At 67.1% G+C, this 16,903-nt stretch carries 14 protein-coding genes; 11 read left to right on the plus strand and 3 right to left on the minus strand.

The genetic code is table 11. The annotated features are described in order from the left end of the window. The first annotated feature begins 4 nt into the window (after positions 1–4). The 11 genes from Q4E95_RS00980 (at position 5) to Q4E95_RS01030 (ending at position 13,866) form a co-directional block, all read left to right on the plus strand. Positions 5–1,315 carry a dihydroorotase gene (locus Q4E95_RS00980; protein WP_303381554.1) on the plus strand — a complete coding sequence of 437 codons (1,311 nt, stop codon included), beginning with the start codon at positions 5–7 and terminating at the stop codon, positions 1,313–1,315. A gap of 32 nt (positions 1,316–1,347) precedes the next feature. Beyond that, the gene (locus tag Q4E95_RS00985; protein WP_303381555.1) at positions 1,348–1,845 is read left to right on the plus strand and encodes an ABC transporter permease; all 498 of its coding nucleotides are present in this window, start codon (positions 1,348–1,350) and stop codon (positions 1,843–1,845) included. Between the two features lie 59 nt (positions 1,846–1,904). Then, positions 1,905–3,092, plus strand: a complete 1,188-nt coding sequence (gene carA / locus Q4E95_RS00990; RefSeq protein WP_303381556.1) for a glutamine-hydrolyzing carbamoyl-phosphate synthase small subunit — start codon at positions 1,905–1,907, stop codon at positions 3,090–3,092. Further along, positions 3,092–6,412, plus strand: coding sequence for a carbamoyl-phosphate synthase large subunit (gene carB, locus Q4E95_RS00995; RefSeq protein ID WP_303381557.1), 3,321 nt, complete (start codon positions 3,092–3,094; stop codon positions 6,410–6,412). Before carA ends, carB begins: the two co-directional genes overlap by 1 nt. A gap of 100 nt (positions 6,413–6,512) precedes the next feature. Then, positions 6,513–7,433: an orotidine-5'-phosphate decarboxylase gene (gene pyrF, locus Q4E95_RS01000; protein ID WP_303381569.1), complete on the plus strand. Its 921-nt coding sequence runs from the start codon at positions 6,513–6,515 to the stop codon at positions 7,431–7,433. 171 nt (positions 7,434–7,604) lie between these two features. Beyond that, complete coding sequence (gene mihF / locus Q4E95_RS01005) at positions 7,605–7,919, plus strand: integration host factor, actinobacterial type (RefSeq protein WP_303381558.1); 315 nt, start codon at positions 7,605–7,607, stop codon at positions 7,917–7,919. A gap of 151 nt (positions 7,920–8,070) precedes the next feature. Beyond that, positions 8,071–8,646, plus strand: coding sequence for a guanylate kinase (gene gmk, locus Q4E95_RS01010; protein WP_303381559.1), 576 nt, complete (start codon positions 8,071–8,073; stop codon positions 8,644–8,646). Between the two features lie 80 nt (positions 8,647–8,726). Then, positions 8,727–9,170 carry a DNA-directed RNA polymerase subunit omega gene (rpoZ, locus tag Q4E95_RS01015; RefSeq protein WP_303381560.1) on the plus strand — a complete coding sequence of 148 codons (444 nt, stop codon included), beginning with the start codon at positions 8,727–8,729 and terminating at the stop codon, positions 9,168–9,170. 50 nt (positions 9,171–9,220) lie between these two features. Continuing rightward, the gene (coaBC, locus tag Q4E95_RS01020) at positions 9,221–10,453 is read left to right on the plus strand and encodes a bifunctional phosphopantothenoylcysteine decarboxylase/phosphopantothenate--cysteine ligase CoaBC (RefSeq protein WP_303381570.1); all 1,233 of its coding nucleotides are present in this window, start codon (positions 9,221–9,223) and stop codon (positions 10,451–10,453) included. A gap of 9 nt (positions 10,454–10,462) precedes the next feature. Further along, positions 10,463–11,668, plus strand: a complete 1,206-nt coding sequence (gene metK / locus Q4E95_RS01025) for a methionine adenosyltransferase (RefSeq protein WP_303381561.1) — start codon at positions 10,463–10,465, stop codon at positions 11,666–11,668. After that, positions 11,665–13,866, plus strand: a complete 2,202-nt coding sequence (locus tag Q4E95_RS01030; protein WP_303381562.1) for a primosomal protein N' — start codon at positions 11,665–11,667, stop codon at positions 13,864–13,866. Before metK ends, Q4E95_RS01030 begins: the two co-directional genes overlap by 4 nt. On the opposite strand, the gene Q4E95_RS01035 is transcribed toward Q4E95_RS01030, so the two are convergent. The 3 genes from Q4E95_RS01035 to Q4E95_RS01045 are packed head-to-tail and all read right to left on the minus strand — an operon-like array spanning position 13,850 to position 16,806. Further along, positions 13,850–14,314 (minus strand): OsmC family protein, encoded by a 465-nt coding sequence (locus tag Q4E95_RS01035; RefSeq protein WP_303381563.1) that lies wholly within the window; start codon positions 14,312–14,314, stop codon positions 13,850–13,852. The two genes, Q4E95_RS01030 and Q4E95_RS01035, sit on opposite strands and share 17 nt — an antisense overlap. 52 nt (positions 14,315–14,366) lie before the next feature. After that, on the minus strand, positions 14,367–15,674 hold the full coding sequence (locus tag Q4E95_RS01040) for a M1 family metallopeptidase (RefSeq protein ID WP_303381564.1): 1,308 nt from the start codon (positions 15,672–15,674) through the stop codon (positions 14,367–14,369). A 31-nt stretch (positions 15,675–15,705) separates the two neighbouring features. Next, on the minus strand, positions 15,706–16,806 hold the full coding sequence (locus tag Q4E95_RS01045; RefSeq protein ID WP_303381565.1) for a glycosyltransferase family 1 protein: 1,101 nt from the start codon (positions 16,804–16,806) through the stop codon (positions 15,706–15,708). Positions 16,807–16,903 lie beyond the last annotated feature (97 nt).

The raw sequence follows: 16,903 nt of genomic DNA on the forward strand, positions 1-16,903 counted from the left end.
CATCGTGAGTTCCTTCCTCATTAGTTCCGTGAGCCCCGAAGGCTCGGACCCCGTTGACCTTCTGATCGCGGACGGCACCATCGTGGCCGTGGGGGAGCCCGGCTCGGTGGACGCCCCCGAGGACACCACCGTGGTGGACGCCACCGGCCTGATCGCCCTCCCGGGCCTGGTGGACATGCACACCCACTTGCGCCAGCCCGGCCACGAGGACGCCGAGACGGTGGACACCGGCACGCGCGCCGCAGCGAAGGGCGGTTACACGGCAGTGTTCGCCATGGCCAACTCCAACCCCGTGGCGGACACCGCCGGGGTGGTGGAGCAGGTCTGGCAACTGGGCCGGGACGCCGGATGGGCCGACGTGCATCCCGTGGGTGCCGTGACCGTGGGGCTGGAAGGCAAGCGGCTCTCCGAAATCCGTGCCATGGCCGAATCCCGCGCCCGGGTGCGGATGTTCTCGGATGACGGCAAGTGCGTGCATGATCCCGTGCTCATGCGCCGCGCCCTGGAATACGTGAAATCCTTCGACGGGCTGGTGGCCCAGCACGCCCAGGAGCCCCGCCTGACGGAGGGCGCCCAAATGAACGAGGGCGTGGTCTCCGCGGAGCTCGGGTTGACCGGTTGGCCGGCCGTTGCGGAAGAAGCGATCATTGCCCGCGACGTTCTGCTGGCCCAGCACGTGAACTCCCGACTGCACATCTGCCACGTCTCGACCAAGGGTTCCGTGGAGATCGTGCGCTGGGCCAAGGAACGCGGCGTCGACGTGACCGCCGAGGTCACCCCCCACCACCTGCTGCTCACCGAGGAACTGGTGCGCACCTTCGACCCGGTCTACAAGGTCAACCCGCCGCTGCGCACCGACGAGGACGTCATGGCCCTGCGCGCGGCCGTGGCGGACGGCACCATCGACGTGATCGGCACCGACCACGCCCCGCACACCATCGAGGACAAGGAATCCGAGTGGAGCTGCGCGGCCATGGGGATGACCGGGCTGGAGACCGCGCTGTCGGTCGTGCAGAAGACCCTGGTGGACACCGGAATGATCGACTGGGCCACGGTCGCCACCATCACCTCGCGCCGCCCGTCCGAGATCTTGCGGCTGCCGGACCAGGGTGCTGCGCTGGAAGCCGGTGCTGCCGCCAACATCACGCTGTGGGATCCGGCGGGGGAGACCCCGGTCAACCCGGAGACCCACGTGTCCAAGGGACGCAACAGCCCCTACAGGGGCATGCCGCTTCCCGGACGCGTGATCGCCACCTTCTACCGGGGCCACCCGGTGGTCCTGGACGGGCAGCTCAACACACCGCTGTTCGCCTGAGATCCGATCCGACCACGAAAGGCACCCCGTCCATGTCTGACAAGCTCCTCCCCACGCTCCTCGCGATCCTGATCGTCGTGGTGCTCTTCACCCTGGTGTGGTGGGGGTGGCGTGGCCGCATTCGACGTCAGTCGGACGTACCCCAGTTGCCGCAGGCACCCGCGGACCTCCTCGATCGACTCGTGACCCGAGCGGACGGCATGTACGTGGTGACCACTTACACCGCCCAGCCGCTCGAGCGGATTGCCATTCACGGCCTGGGAGTGCGCTCCAACGCGGAGGCGATCGTCACCGAGGACGGCGTGCTGATCAACCGCCAGGGCGCGCAAGACGTCTATATCCCTCGTGAACAGCTGCGCTCGGTGGCCACAGCCTCGGGGATGGTCGGCAAGTTCGTGGAACGTGACGGCCTGGTCGTGTTCACATGGCAGCTCGGTGACACCGTGGTCGACACCGGTTTCCGCGCCCGTAACGGCGCGGAATCCCGCGAACTCGAGAATGCGGCGTCGGCGCTCGTGAGCGCCCCCTAAATTTTGCGTCCTCCGCGCCCCGTGCGCTCAGTTTTTGATGAAAAGGAAAGGAGTTCTTCGTGAACTCACACCCCCTTCAACCGTCCGTCCTGGTCCTCGAGGACGGCCGCGTGTTCCACGGTCGTTCCTGGGGAGCCCCCGGCAACACCTTTGGTGAGGCCGTGTTCGCCACGGGAATGACCGGTTACCAGGAAACACTGACGGATCCCTCCTACGCGGGACAGATCGTCATCCAGACCGCCCCGCACATCGGTAACACCGGCGTCAATGACCAGGATGCCGAATCGCGCAAGATCTGGGTCAACGGCTTCGTGGTGCGCGATCCAGCGCGCAGGGCCTCCAACTGGCGCTCGGAACGCAGCCTGGACGACGAACTCACCGCCCAGAACATCGTGGGCCTGCAGGGCGTGGACACCCGCGCGCTGACTCGCCATTTGCGGGACAAGGGCGCCATGCGCGCGGGCATCTTCGCCGGGGACGACGCCGCTCGGCCCGTCTCCGAGCTCGTCCAGCTCGTCAAGGACCAACCCACCATGGAGGGCCGGAGCCTGGCCGAATCGGTCAGCATCGACGAGGCCTACGTGGTGGAACCGGCCGATCACGGCTGGGACGGGCCCGTGAAGCATGACCTGGCGGCCGTGGACCTGGGCATCAAGGGAATGACCCCCCAGCGCTTTGCCGAGCGCGGCGTGCGGGTCCACGTGGTGCCGGCGACCACCACGTTCGATGAGCTCAAGAAGCGCCACGTGGACGGGGTGTTCTTCTCCAACGGCCCCGGTGACCCCGCTACCGCGGACCACCAGGTGCAGCTGCTGCGAGAGGTCCTGGACGCCAAGATCCCGTTCTTCGGCATTTGTTTCGGTAATCAGCTGCTGGGCCGTGCGCTGGGTTTCGGCACGTACAAGCTGCCCTTCGGTCACCGCGGCATCAATCAACCGGTCATGGACCTGACCACCGGCAAGGTGGAGATCACCTCCCAGAACCACGGGTTCGCCGTGGACGCCCCGGTGGGGGAGACCGTCACCGCTCCCGAGTCCCGCTTCGGTTCCGTGGCGGTGTCCCACGTGGGACTCAACGACAACGTGGTGGAGGGCATTCGCTGCCTGGACCTGCCGGCCTTCTCGGTGCAGTACCACCCCGAGGCCGCCGCTGGTCCGCATGACGCCGCCTACCTTTTCGACCGCTTTATCGACGTGATGGACCGGGCCGCACAGGGCACCGCAACTCAGGAAGCAGGACAGCACTAATGCCCCGTAGGCAAGATCTGAACAGTGTTCTCGTGATCGGCTCCGGCCCCATCGTGATCGGCCAGGCCGCCGAGTTCGACTACTCCGGCACCCAGGCGTTGCGCGTGCTCAAGGACGAGGGCATCCGGGTGATCCTCGTGAACTCCAACCCCGCGACCATCATGACGGACCCCGAGTTCGCTGATGCCACCTACGTGGAGCCCATCACCCCCGAGGTGGTCGAGAAGATCATCGAGAAGGAACGTCCCGACGCCGTCCTGCCCACCCTGGGTGGCCAGACCGCCTTGAACACGGCGCTGGCCCTGGACGCCAACGGCGTGCTGGACAAGTACGACGTCGAACTCATCGGCGCGGACGTCGAGGCCATCAACCTGGGCGAGGACCGCGAGGCGTTCAAGGGTGTGGTGCAACGCTGCGGCGCGGAATCCGCCCGCTCCGTGATCGTGCACTCGATGCCCGAAGCGCTGGCCGCCGCCGAAACCCTGGGGTACCCCATGGTGGTCCGCCCGTCCTTCACCATGGGCGGGCTGGGCTCGGGAATGGCCTACAACGAGACCGACCTGCACCGGATTGCCGGTGCGGGCATCCAGTACTCGCCCACCTCCGAGGTGCTGCTCGAGGAGTCCATCCTCGGGTGGAAGGAATACGAGCTGGAAATGATGCGCGACGCCAACGACAACGTGGTGGTCGTGTGCTCGATCGAGAACGTGGACCCCGTGGGCGTGCACACCGGTGACTCGATCACCGTTGCGCCCGCGCTGACCCTCACCGACGTGGAGTACCAGCGCATGCGCGACATCGCGATCGCTGTGATCCGCGAGGTGGGCGTGGACACCGGCGGCTGCAACATCCAGTTCGCCGTGGAGCCGGACACCGGTCGCATCGTGGTCATCGAAATGAACCCGCGTGTGTCCCGTTCCTCCGCGCTGGCCTCCAAGGCCACGGGCTTCCCGATCGCCAAGATCGCGACCAAACTGTCGCTGGGGTACACCCTGGACGAGATCCCCAACGACATCACGCAGAAGACCCCGGCGAGCTTCGAACCGACCCTGGACTACGTGGTGGTCAAGGTTCCGCGCTTCGCGTTCGAGAAGTTCCCGGCCGCCGATCCCACGCTGACCACCACCATGAAGTCGGTGGGTGAGGCCATGGCCATCGGCCGTAACTTCACCGAGGCGCTGCAGAAGGCGCTGCGGTCCCTGGAGCAGAAGGGCTCATCCTTCGACTTCACCAAGCCCGCGGTGGAGGCCGGGCCCAACACCGTGGCCCGCTTGGTGGAGCGCACCAAGGAAACCACCACGGAGCGGCTGCGCAACGTCCAGCGGGCCCTGCTGGCCGGTGCCACGCTCGAGCAGCTCTTCGACGCCACCGCGATCGACCCGTGGTTCCTGGACCAGCTGCAGCTGCTCAATGAAACCGCCGAGCTGATCCGCGAGGACCGCGACCTGCGCCCCGAAACGCTGCGCGAGGCCAAACGCCATGGCTTCTCGGACGCCCAGATCGGTGAATTGGTGCACCTGGACGAGTCCGTGGTGCGTGGTATCCGCCACGCCCTGGACATCCGCCCCGTGTTCAAGACCGTTGACACGTGCGCGGCCGAGTTCGAGGCCTTCACGCCCTACCACTACTCCAGCTACGACGACGAGAACGAGATCGCCCCGCACGCGTTGCCGTCGATCATGATTCTCGGTTCGGGCCCCAACCGGATCGGTCAGGGCATTGAATTCGACTACTCGTGCGTGCACGCCTCCATGGTGCTGCGTGCGGCCGGGTACGAGACCGTCATGGTCAACTGCAACCCGGAGACCGTCTCCACCGACTACGACGTTTCCACGCGCCTGTACTTCGAACCGCTCACGTTCGAGGACGTCATGGAGGTCGTTGAGGCGGAACGCCGCAGCGGTGGCCTGATGGGCGTGTTCGTGCAACTGGGTGGCCAGACCCCGCTGAAGCTGGCCGCGGACCTCAAGGCCGCCGGTGTGCCCATTCTGGGGACCACCCCGGAGGCCATCGACCTGGCCGAGGATCGTGGGGAGTTCGCCCGGGTGCTGCACCAGGCGGGCCTGCGTCAGCCCAAGAACGGCACGGCCTCCACCTTCGACGAGGCGAGCGTCATCGCCAACGACATCGGCTACCCCGTGCTCGTGCGCCCGTCCTACGTGCTCGGTGGCCGCGGGATGGAAATCGTCTACGACCAGGATTCGCTGCGCCGCTACCTCGAGAACGCGACGGAGGTCAGCGCCAACCGTCCCGCGCTGATCGACAAGTTCCTCGAGGACGCCATCGAGATCGACGTGGACGCGCTCTTCGACGGTAAGGAGGTGTACGTGGGCGGTGTGATGGAGCACATCGAGGAGGCAGGCATCCACTCCGGTGACTCCGCGTGTGTCCTCCCGCCGATCACGCTGGGCCCGGAGGTCGTCCAGCGCGTGCGCGAGGCCACCGCGGACATTGCCCGCGGTGTGGGCGTCAACGGCCTGATCAACATCCAGTTCGCCCTGGCCTCGAACATCCTGTACGTGATCGAGGCCAATCCGCGCGCCTCGCGCACGGTTCCGTTCGTGTCCAAAGCCACCGGTGTGCAGCTGGCCAAGGCCGCAGCGCTCATGGGCACGGGCCGTTCCATCGCCCAGTTGCGTGCCGAGCACGTGCTGCCGTCCACCTACGACGGCGCGGACCTTCCGGCGAACACACCGGTCGCCGTGAAGGAAGCCGTGCTGCCCTTTGCCCGCTTCCGCACCGCCGAAGGATCCGTGGTCGATTCGCTGCTGGGTCCCGAGATGCGCTCGACCGGCGAGGTCATGGGCATCGACAAGTACTTCGACACCGCGTTCGCCAAGGCGCAGGCGGCCGTGGGCGGTCCCCTGCCGACCTCGGGTCGCCTGTTCGTCTCGGTGGCCAACAAGGACAAGCGCTCGGCGGTGATTTACGTGAAGATGTTCTCCAACCTCGGTTTCGAGATCGTCTCCACGGGCGGCACCGCGGACGTGCTGCGACGCAACGGCATTGAATCCACCGTGGTCTCCAAGATCACGGACGCCCCCGAGGGCGAGGATTCGGTGGCTGACTGGATCACCGACGGCAAGATCGACCTGATCTTCAATACGCCCTCCGGTGGTCAGGAGGCCCGCAGCGACGGCTACCAGATCCGCGCGGCGGCCACCTCGATCGGCGTGCCGATCATGACCACGGTGTCCGAACTCGGGGCGGCGCTCCAGGCGATCACCGCCCAGCGGCAGTTCTCCTGGTCGGTCAACAGCCTGCAGGTCCACGAGAAGACCCTGCGCGACGCCGTCCTCGCCGGGCACACGCGTGGCTGAGCAGGCTACGCAGCGAGCGGGTGACGACGCCGCGGCGTCGTCACCCGCGGCGGGGGCACCGCAGCGTTCCGGCGTCACGCGCGAACCCTTTGGTGCGCGACTGCGCCGGGCCATGGTCGAGCACGGGCCCCTGTGCGTGGGCATCGACCCCCACCCGGGGCTGCTGGACGCGTGGGGACTGCCCCACACCGTGGCGGGTCTGGAGAAATTCTCGCTCACCGTGGTCGAGGCGGCGGCCGGGCACGCGGCCACCCTGAAACCGCAGGTGGCCCTGTACGAAGCGTTCGGTTCTGCCGGGTTGGCGGTCCTGGAACGCGTGCTGCGCGACTGCCGGGAGGCCGGGGTCCTGACCATTGCGGACGCCAAGCGAGGCGATATCGGGTCAACGATGGCCGCTTATGCCACGGCGTGGCTGTCGGACGATTCGCCGTTGGCCGCCGATTCCGTGACCCTCAGCCCCTACCTGGGGTTCGAGTCGTTGCGTCCGGCCCTTGACCTGGCGAGGCAGACCGGACGTGGCACGTTCGTCCTGGCGCTGACCTCCAACCCCGAAGGTGCCAGTGTGCAGCACGTGGGTGGTGACGAATCAGTGGCGAAAACAATTCTCCGCGCGGTCCAAGAAGAAAACCGCCATGTCACCGCGGCGACGCGGGAAAACACTGAGACGGGCATCACTCAGAACACGGCGATAAATCCGCCCGGGACAAATTGTGACCAAATCGTTATAAACGGGAAGAATGCTCCCCTGGGCTCGTGCGGGGTGGTTATCGGAGCCACCGTTTCTGCTGCCCTTTCCGACCTGCGCATTGACCTGTGCAATTTCAACGGACCCATCCTTTCTCCGGGATACGGTGCGCAGGGGGCTGACGCCAACGCCGTGGCGGGGGTGTTTGACCAAGTCAGCGGGAATGTTTTGGCTAATTCGTCCCGGGGGGTGCTACGTCACGGGCCGGACCTATCCGCTTTGCGTTCTGCAATCCAACGTTCCGGTGATGAACTTAACACCGCGCTTTACGGCTGAATCACTGCTCTGAAAACGGAAATAACGCCATTAAAAACCCTGATCAGAGGGTATTCACGGTGTTTACGCCCTAATTAATGTCGGGTACTTTTCCGATAGCGGCTACCCCCCAGATCCGCTACTGCAAGCGTGTGGGAGCGCACGCAGAGCAACCAGAGGAGAGAGATCCACATGGCATTACGTCCCTTGACAGACGAAGAGCGAGCGCGAGCACGTGAAAAGGCAACGGCAGCGCGTACTGTGCGGGCGGAGGTGAAGAAGGCACTGCGCGAGGGCACCATGACCGTGGCCGAGGTTCTGCAACGCGGCGACAGCGACGAAGCCGTGAGCCGGCTGAAAGCCACGGACCTGCTCGAAGCCACCCCCGGAATCGGAAAGGTCCGATCGGCGGCCATCATGGACCAGATCGGCATCGCACGAACCCGACGGGTGCGTGGCCTGGGGCAGCACCAGCGGCGCGCCTTGATCGATTACCTTGACCGGTGAGTCGTGATCCACACCAACGGGGGCATCGGTGAGCGGCGGCACATGGACGTGACCGCGGCTGGTTGATCCCACCGATCGGCCCGTTGGTACAGTGGCGGAACAGGTTTTCACCTGTTTCGCCACTTTTTTGTCCCGGATTCCGGAGGTCACTGTGCCCAGAAAACCCACCGTCACCGTGTTGGCAGGACCCACGGCGGTCGGTAAGGGCACGGTGTCCACCTACATTCGCGATCACTACCCGCAGGTGTGGTTGTCGGTGTCGGCAACCACGCGGGCGCCCCGCCCGGGTGAAGTGGACGGCGTCCATTACTTCTTCGTCTCGGACGCCGAGTTCGACGCCATGGTGGCCGATCACGCCCTGTTGGAATGGGCCGTGGTGCACAACTCCCACCGCTACGGCACGCCCAAGCACAAGGTGGACGAGGCGCTGGCCCTGGGTCGGAGCGTGTTGTTGGAAATTGATTTGCAGGGAGCGCGTGAGATCAAACGAACGCTGCCGTCCGCCCAGTTCGTCTTTTTGGCCCCGCCCAGCTGGGATGAAATGGTGGCTCGGCTGGTCGGTCGCGGGACCGAAACCCCTGAGCAGCAGCAGCGGCGGCTGGAAACGGCTAAAGTGGAGCTTGCGGCGCAACCTGAATTCGATCACACGGTGATCAATGACAGCGTGGAACGCGCCGCCGCTGAACTTGTAGAGCTCATGGGGTTGCCCGCCCAGACGCGGGACTGACCGCTGAACACCACGCGCCCAGCCCATACGGCCAGGAGCCTACCCATAACCAAGAAGTCCATGACAGGAGTCATTCACTCGTGAGCACGAATTACGAAGGCATCGTCAACCCGCCCATCGACCGGTTGCTCGGCAAGACCGATTCCAAGTACGGGCTGGTCATCTTCGGTGCTCGCCGTGCCCGTCAGATCAATGCGTACTACTCGCAACTGCACGAGGGCCTGTTCGAGTACGTGGGTCCCCTCGTGGACACCCAGCTCAACGAGAAGCCGTTGTCCATCGCGTTCCGCGAGATCGACGAGGACCTGATCGAGACCACCGAGGTCGACCACGCGGGATTCTCCGCCAACGGTCAACTCGTGACCGAGGAAGCAGCGTCCGCGGATGTCTTCGGCAGTGACTTCTTCGCTCCCAGCACCGATGACGCCTCCGCTCCCATGTTCTCGGACAGCGCCGAGGTGGCCCCGGACGAGGTCGTCGAGGTCGAGGAAACCACCCAGACCGAGGAATCCACCGAGCAGTGACGGTGCCAGACGCCACGGGTGCCCCCGTTCGTTCCCGGTCCGCCGCGCCGTTGCGCGTGGTGTTGGGAGTGGGCGGGGGCATTGCCGCATACAAGGCGGCATTGCTCACGCGGTTGTTCACGGAGGCCGGTCACCGGGTGGTGCCCATGCCCACCGCGGCGGCGTTGGAGTTCGTGGGTGCGCCCACCTGGGAAGCACTCACCGGCGAAGTCGTCTCCACGTCCGTGTTCGATCGTGTGGACACCGTCAATCACGTCTCCCAGGGCCAGCACGCCGATCTCGTGGTCGTGGCACCGGCCACGGCGGATCTGATGGCCAAGATTGCCCACGGTCACGCGGACGACCTGCTGACCACCACGATTCTTGCCTCTCGTGCACCGGTCGTGCTCGCGCCGGCGATGCACACGGAAATGTGGTTCAACCCCGCCACCCAGCGCAACGTCGCGCTGTTACGCGAGCACGGCCACACGGTGATCGACCCGGACTCGGGCCGGCTCACGGGCCAGGACAGCGGCCCCGGTCGGCTTCCCGAACCCCGGGCCATTTACGACGCCGCTCTGGCCGTCCACGCCCACGGTGCGGCGGCGTCGTCGGGCCCGCTGGCCGGGCGACGGGTCCTGATCACCGCGGGAGGAACCCGCGAGGCCCTGGACCCCGTACGCTTCCTGGGCAATCGTTCCTCCGGTAAGCAGGGGATCGCCCTGGCCGAGGCCGCCCGGGACGCCGGTGCCAACGTCCACCTGATTGTCGGACACGTGGAGACCGAGCTGCCCCGTGGTGTCGAGATCTCGAGTATCTCCTCCGCCGTGGAGCTGCACGAGGCTACCCGCGCCGCGGCGGAGAACGCGGACGTGGTGATCATGGCCGCCGCCGTTGCGGACTACCGCCCGGTGTCGGTCGGTGAGCACAAAATGAAGAAGTCCGAGGACGGCACCAACCCGGTCATCGAACTCACCCGCACCCCGGACATCCTGCGCGGTGTGGTGGATGATCGCAACGAGCACGCCCGGGACCAACTCATTGTCGGGTTCGCCGCGGAAACCGGCGACGGCGAGCACTCCGTGCTGGATTTCGGCCGCGCCAAACTCCACCGCAAGGGCTGTGACCTGCTGGTCGTCAACCAGGTGGGCACCTCCATGGTCTTCGGCCAGGACACCACGGAGGTCACGGTACTGTCCGCGCGGGGGGCCGAGGACGCCCACGCGTCCGGTTCCAAGGCGGAGGTTGCGCAATTCATCATGGCCCGCGTGGGAGTCGAACTGGGAGCCCGATCGGACGGGTAGTCTTGAACGGTGACCGAATCTAGCCCCCACCTGAGAATCTTCACCTCCGAATCCGTGACGGAGGGACACCCGGACAAAATCTGTGACCAGATCTCGGATTCCATCCTGGACGCCCTGCTCACCGAGGACCCCGAGTCCTCCGTGGCGGTGGAGACCATGGTGACCACCGGTCTGGTGCACGTCGCCGGTGAAGTCAAGACCAAGGCCTACGTGGAGATCCCGCACATCGTGCGCAAATGCCTGCTGGACATCGGGTACAACTCCTCCGTGCACGGCTTCGACGGTGAATTCTGCGGCGTGTCCATCAGCGTGGGGGAGCAGTCCAGCGAAATCCACGAGGGCGTGTACAACTCCCTGGAGAGCCGCTCCGGTGTGGCCAAGGATCCGCGTGACATCCAGGGCGCGGGGGACCAGGGCCTGATGTTCGGCTACGCCTCGGACGAGACCGAGGTGCTCATGCCGGCGCCCATTTCCATTGCGCATCGACTGTCCGAGCAGCTCACGCGCGTGCGCAAGACCGCGGTGCTCCCGAATCTCCGTCCGGACGGTAAGACGCAGGTGACCCTCGGCTACGACGGCCACACGCCGGTGTCCGTGGAGACCGTGGTCGTGTCCTCGCAGCACGCCGAGGGCTATGACCTGCAACAGCTGGCCACGGACCTTTCCCAGTCCGTGATCGATCCTGTGCTCGCGGATTCGGGCCTGGACCTGTCCCGCACCGAGATCATTGTGAATCCGGCGGGTAATTTCGTCCGCGGTGGGCCCGTGGGCGATGCCGGGTTGACCGGCCGCAAAATCATTGTGGACACCTACGGGGGCATGGCCCGCCACGGCGGCGGCGCGTTCTCCGGGAAGGACCCGTCCAAGGTGGACCGTTCGGCGGCCTACGCCATGCGCTGGGTGGCCAAGAACGTGGTCGCGGCGGGCCTGGCCCGCCGGGCGGAGGTGCAGGTCGCGTACGCCATTGGCCAGGCGCGGCCGGTGGGTCTCTACGTGGAGACCTTCGGTACGGAGACCGTGGACCCGCAGCGCATCGAGAAGGCCATTCTGGAGGTCTTCGACCTGCGTCCCTTGGCCATTATTGAAGACCTGAACCTCAAGCGCCCCATTTACGCCAAGACGGCGGCGCACGGTCACTTCGGCCGCACGGACCCCGACTTCACCTGGGAGCGCACCGACCGCGTCGAAGCGTTGCGTTCCGCAGCGGGACTGTGAGCGAGGGGTCCGGGTCGGGAGCGGCACCCGACCCGGACGCCGCCCCGGAGCAACTGTCCCTCGCGGGATTGCCCGCACCGGCTGCGGCGCCCCAGCAACCCGAGGTCCCCGTGGGTTCCGAGGGACCGGCCCCGGAGAACCCCATTGCCAAGATCCTGCTGGACGCCTACGTCCCGCATCTGGACCGACTGTTCGACTACCGGGTGACGGCCGGCCTCGACCAGCAGGCGCTCGTGGGTGCCAAGGTCTCCGTGGCTTTCTCCGGTCGGCTCATGACCGGGTGGATCGTGGACCGCGTTGCCCACTCGGAGGTCGCCGGGCGCCTGGTGAGTATCCGCAAGATCCTCAGTCCGCTGCCCGTGCTCCAGCCGGCCATTGTGGAGCTGGCGCAGGCCGTGGCCGCCCGGTCCGCCGGAACCGTGTCGGATGTGCTGCGCGTGGCGGTGCCGCCGCGGGTGGCCAGGGTGGACAAGGAAATGCTCGCACGCGTGAAGGCGGCCGCCGCGGCGGACACCGAGGCGGAACCACCCGATTCAGCGACGTCGGACGACGAGCCCGCTCCCGCGCCGGTGTCCGTGCCGCGCGGGCCGTGGCGCCACTACCACGGCGGCCCCGAGTGGCTGACCGCGGCCACGGAGGGTGCCCCCGCCCGCGCGGTGGTCGAGGTGCTCCCGGCCCCGGAGGACCACGACTGGGCGCAACTGACGGCCTCCGCCATGGCGGCCACCTACGAGGCCGGGCACGGTGCGTTGGCCGTGGTCCCCGATTACAAATCCCTCGAACGCCTGGCCGCGGCCCTCGAATCCCTGGTGGGCTGCGAGCGGGTGGTGCGTCTGCACGCGGACGACGGCCCCACGCCGCGCTACCGCGGGTACATGGAGCTTTCGCTGGGCCGTAAGCGCCTGGCGATCGGCACCCGCTCGGCCGCGTACGCGCCCGTACGGGACCTGCGCCTCGTGTGCTGCCACGACGACGGCGACGCAAGTTACGTGGAGCAACGCGCCCCGTATCAGCACACGCGCGACGTGGTGTTGTTGCGCGCTCAGCAGCAGGACACGGCCGCCCTCTTCACCGGTTACAGCGTGAGCCCGGAGGCCCAACGGCTCATCTCGACCGGTTGGGCGGCGCACCTGCGCCCCGAACGAGCCACCCTCCGGACGTACTCACCGCGGGTGGAAGCGACGTCGGACTCGTTCCATGTGTCCCGCGACCCCATGGCCGCCAGGGCACGGTTACCGCACGAGGCGTACCGGGTCGCCCAGCGGGCCCTGGCGGAGGGGCCGGTGCTCGTCCAGGTCGCCCGGCGGGGCTATGCGCCGTTCGTGGCGTGTGAACGGTGCCGCGCGCCGGCGCGGTGCCGCGGCTGCGGGGGATCCCTGTCACTGCGGTCGGGGCGCGAAGCCCCCGTGTGCACGTGGTGCGGTCGTAACGCCCATGGCTGGCAATGCCAGGAATGTGGTTTCCAACGATTGCGGTTGAGCAAAGTGGGGGCGCTGCGCACCGCGGAGGAACTGGGCCGTGCTTTCCCGCAGGTGCCGGTGATTTCATCGAGTGCCGAACACGTCCGAGCGGATGTGGGCTCCGATCCCGCGCTGGTGGTGGCCACCCCCGGGGCGGAACCGGTGGCCGAGGGCGGCTACGCCGCGGCGTTGCTGTTGGACGGCAACGAGATGCTGGCCCGCCCGTGGCTGCGCGCGGAGGAACAAACCCTGCGTCGCTGGTTCAACGCGGCGGCGCTCGTTCGGTCCTCGACCCAGGGTGGGACCGTGGTGGTGACCGCGGACCATGACCAGGCGGTCGGTGCGCTGGTGCGCTGGGACCCCTCGGGTCATGCCTACCGGCAATTGCAGGAGCGCCACGAGCTGGGCCTTCCCCCCGCGGTGCGCACCGCCGCCCTCACCGGCCCGCGTGACGCCCTCACCGCGACCCTCCGCGACCTGGACCTACCCTCCCAGGTGAACGTGGTGGGTCCCGCGCCCTTGAAGGACCACGTGGGCGGCTGGTCCGACGAGGGCGACCCGGGAACCCTCGCGGGTCTCGCGACCGAGGACGAACCCCAGTACCGGGCACTGTTGTTCTTCGGTTTCGGGATCGCCCCGCAGGTCACCGCCGCATTACGGGCGGAGAAGGCCCGCGCCTCCGCACTGCGGGAACATGCCGTGGTGAACGTGCGCTGCGACATCACCGATTTGTTGTAGCCGGGCCCCCGCCCACCCGGACCTCGGTCTCGAACTCGACCGGGGTTGCGTGTTCCACCGTGCGTGAGACGGTGCAGTACTTGTCGTGGGAGAGCCTCACCAACCGGTCGACCAACCCGGCGGCCTTGCGCCCGCCCTCGTCATCGGGGAAGGCCAGGTGGAACGAGAGGTTCACGTCCGCCAAGCGACTTCCACCACCGTCCTCCGTGATCTTGCGGCCGCTTGCCCCGATCCGGAACCCGGTGGGCTCGGTACTGCGAGAGGTCACGGTGTCCACGTCAATGGCGGAGCAGCCCGCAATGGCGGCCAACAGCAGTTCCACCGGTGACAGCAGTCCCTCTCCGCGCCCGAAGGCGACCTCCGCGCCGTCCGCATTGCGGGCAACGTAACGGTTGGTGGCGGTGCGCAACAGCTCGACGGAGTGCGTGGGGTTCTGGTGTTCGCTCATGGGCCCATGATCTCACCCGGTGCTGGGCGCCCGATAGGGAGGGCTGAGACCCTTAGGGAAGCGCCGGCAGTTTCTTCTCGAACAACCAGTCGTGCAGCACCGGCTCCACGGGCCCCCCGCTGACCTCGGAAGCCAGGGCCAAGAACTGGGCCGTCGTCACGTTCCCGCATCGGTTCTGGGCGGTCCACCGCTGCACAATCGTGAAGAACGCCCGCTCACCCACGTGCATCCTCAGCGCATGCAGGGTCAGGGCACCGCGCACGTAGACACGGTCGTCGAACATTTTCTTGGGCCCGGGGTCTGCGATCACCACTTTCTGCTTGGAATCGGCCAGCTCCGCATGCGCCTCAACGGCTTGGTCGTGGGCCGAGCGGCGACCGGAGGCCTCGGACCACACCCACTCGGCGTAGTGGGCGAATCCTTCATTGAGCCAGATGTTCGACCAGGACGCCGGCGTCACCGAGTTACCGAACCACTGGTGCGCCATCTCATGGGCGATCAGACGTTCGGACTCCCACGATTCGGTCAGGTGATTGCACCCGAAAATCGACAGCGGCTGCGATTCGAGCGGGATCTCCAGCTCGTCATCGGTGACAACCACCCCGTAGGACCCGAACGGGTACGCCCCGAAGTGCTGCTCGAACGCGGCCATCATGGCGTGCTGTTTGGCCAGCACCCGCTGCGCCTGCGACCACAGGTGCTCGCCGCAGGCCAACGTCAACGGAACCCGGGAGGGGCGATAGGGCCCGGAATCAACCGGGCCCCGCCGGTACTGACCCATTTGCATGGTGGCCAGGTACGTCGCCACCGGCTCGCGAGACTCCCAGGTCCACTCCGTGCGCGCTCCCTGGGGGTCCACCGACACCAGGTCGCCGTTGGAGATCGCGGTGTAGTCGGAGTCCACCAGGACTCGCACCCGGAAGGTGGCCTTCTGGCTCGGGTGATCATTGCACGGGAACCACGTGGCCGCCCCCACCGGCTGCCCGGCCACCAGAACGCCGTCCGAGAGTTCCTCCCACCCGATCTCGCCCCACGCCCCGGAGGCCGGAGACGGAGTTCCCGCGTAGTGGATCTCCAGCGTGAGCGACTCGCCCGCGACGAACCCGTCCCCGGCGTGCACCACCAGCTTGGACTTGGCCTGTTCGAAGGAGACCGAGCGGCCATTGACCAGGACGCGATCCACCGTGAGCCCCGCAAGATCCAGGGACAACGCGGAACAGCTCTCGAGCACCCGGGCTTCCAGCACGGCCCGCGCTCGCAGGGTGTTCGGCTCGATGTCGTAGTCGAGGGACAGGTCGTAGTGGCCCACGTGCACCGCGGAGCTACCCGAATGCGGGGTGTAAGAATCCAGTTGAGTCATGATGGTCCTTCCGGGGCACCACGTGCCCGGGTCAGCTGCGTTGCTGCAGCTCGGTCGCGAGATGTAGGAGCCGCCGCGCGGAGTCCCCCCACGTGTGGGCGCGTACCCGCTCCAAACCCGCCACAACCCGCGACTGCGCAAGCTGAGGATCGGTGAGCTCGCGCACCCGCGCGGCGAATGCGGCGTCGTCGTCGGCGGGTGCGTACCCTGCGGCGTCGCCGGCCACCTCGCGAAAAATCGGTGTGTCCGAACAGACTACGGGAGCCCCGGCCGCGAAGGCTTCAATGAGCGGTAGCCCGTAACCCTCGGCGCGCGAGGCCGTCAGGAGCGCGGCGCACGAGGACAGCAGATCTTGGTACTCGGCCTCCGTGACCCCGCGGTGGAAGACCACGTTGTCAGCGGTACCGGCCGAAGCGCGCAGTTGCGCCTCGCGCGCCGGGGAGATCCGGGAGAGCACGTGCAGCGTGTACTCGGGCAGACGCGCGGCCGCTCGCAGCAGGGTCTCAACATTTTTGTACGGCAGGAACGAGCCCATGTAGAGCAGGTCCTTCCCGCGCGTGGCGAGCCGGGCGAGCGCCTCGGTGTCGGGCACCGCCGCCGACGACGCCGCATTGGGCACCACGCGCACCTCCCGTTTGGTCAGGCGGTGGGCCAGGATCTGCTCCCGAGAGGTCTCGGAGACGGTGACCACGGCATCCGCGCGATTGAGCGCGACCCGCTGCGGCCACCAGGCCTTGTGGTAGGCCCGCCACCCCCACTGGATGGGCAGTGGCAGGTCCGAGGGCGGCCGGGGGTGCTCGTAATAAATGAGGTCGTGGAGGGTGAGGATCAGTTTGTACCGCCGGCCCCATGAACCCATGGTCTGCATGGGGGAGAAGACCACGTCCGGGCGGTACCGGTTGAGTTCCAGGGAGGTGAGCGCCTCGGCGGGGGACGTGACCGCCGGGCCCGTGAGGTGGGGCAACCGAGGGACGTGCTCCAGCTGGGCGGGGTCGCTGATCAGCGCGGCCAACCGGACCCTGGGCTCATCACGGGTCAGCTCGGCGAGCGCGCGCAGGAGTTCGGCGCTGTAGCGGCTGATGCCGTCGTGGTGATCGGTGCGGATGTAGCGGGCGTCGAACAGGAATTTCACGGGCGATCCTCATCGGCGCGGTGGTCGTTGCGGCCGCCGCGCTCGCGGGCCAGCTGGTCCTGGCGGATGATCGGCGTCATGCCGGTGAGCTGGTCGG

This window comes from Kocuria sp. (assembly GCF_030536815.1).
Classification (GTDB): domain Bacteria; phylum Actinomycetota; class Actinomycetes; order Actinomycetales; family Micrococcaceae; genus Kocuria; species Kocuria gwangalliensis.

What these genes read in the sequence shown, in the direction of transcription:
- carB (WP_303381557.1), top strand. Translation starts at nt 3,092, where the DNA reads ATGCCCCGTAGGCAAGATCTGAACAGTGTTCTCGTGATCGGCTCCGGC.
- Q4E95_RS00985 (WP_303381555.1), top strand. Translation starts at nt 1,348, where the DNA reads ATGTCTGACAAGCTCCTCCCCACGCTCCTCGCGATCCTGATCGTCGTG.
- mihF (WP_303381558.1), top strand. Translation starts at nt 7,605, where the DNA reads ATGGCATTACGTCCCTTGACAGACGAAGAGCGAGCGCGAGCACGTGAA.
- Q4E95_RS01040 (WP_303381564.1), bottom strand. Translation starts at nt 15,674, where the DNA reads ATGACTCAACTGGATTCTTACACCCCGCATTCGGGTAGCTCCGCGGTG.
- Q4E95_RS01035 (WP_303381563.1), bottom strand. Translation starts at nt 14,314, where the DNA reads ATGAGCGAACACCAGAACCCCACGCACTCCGTCGAGCTGTTGCGCACC.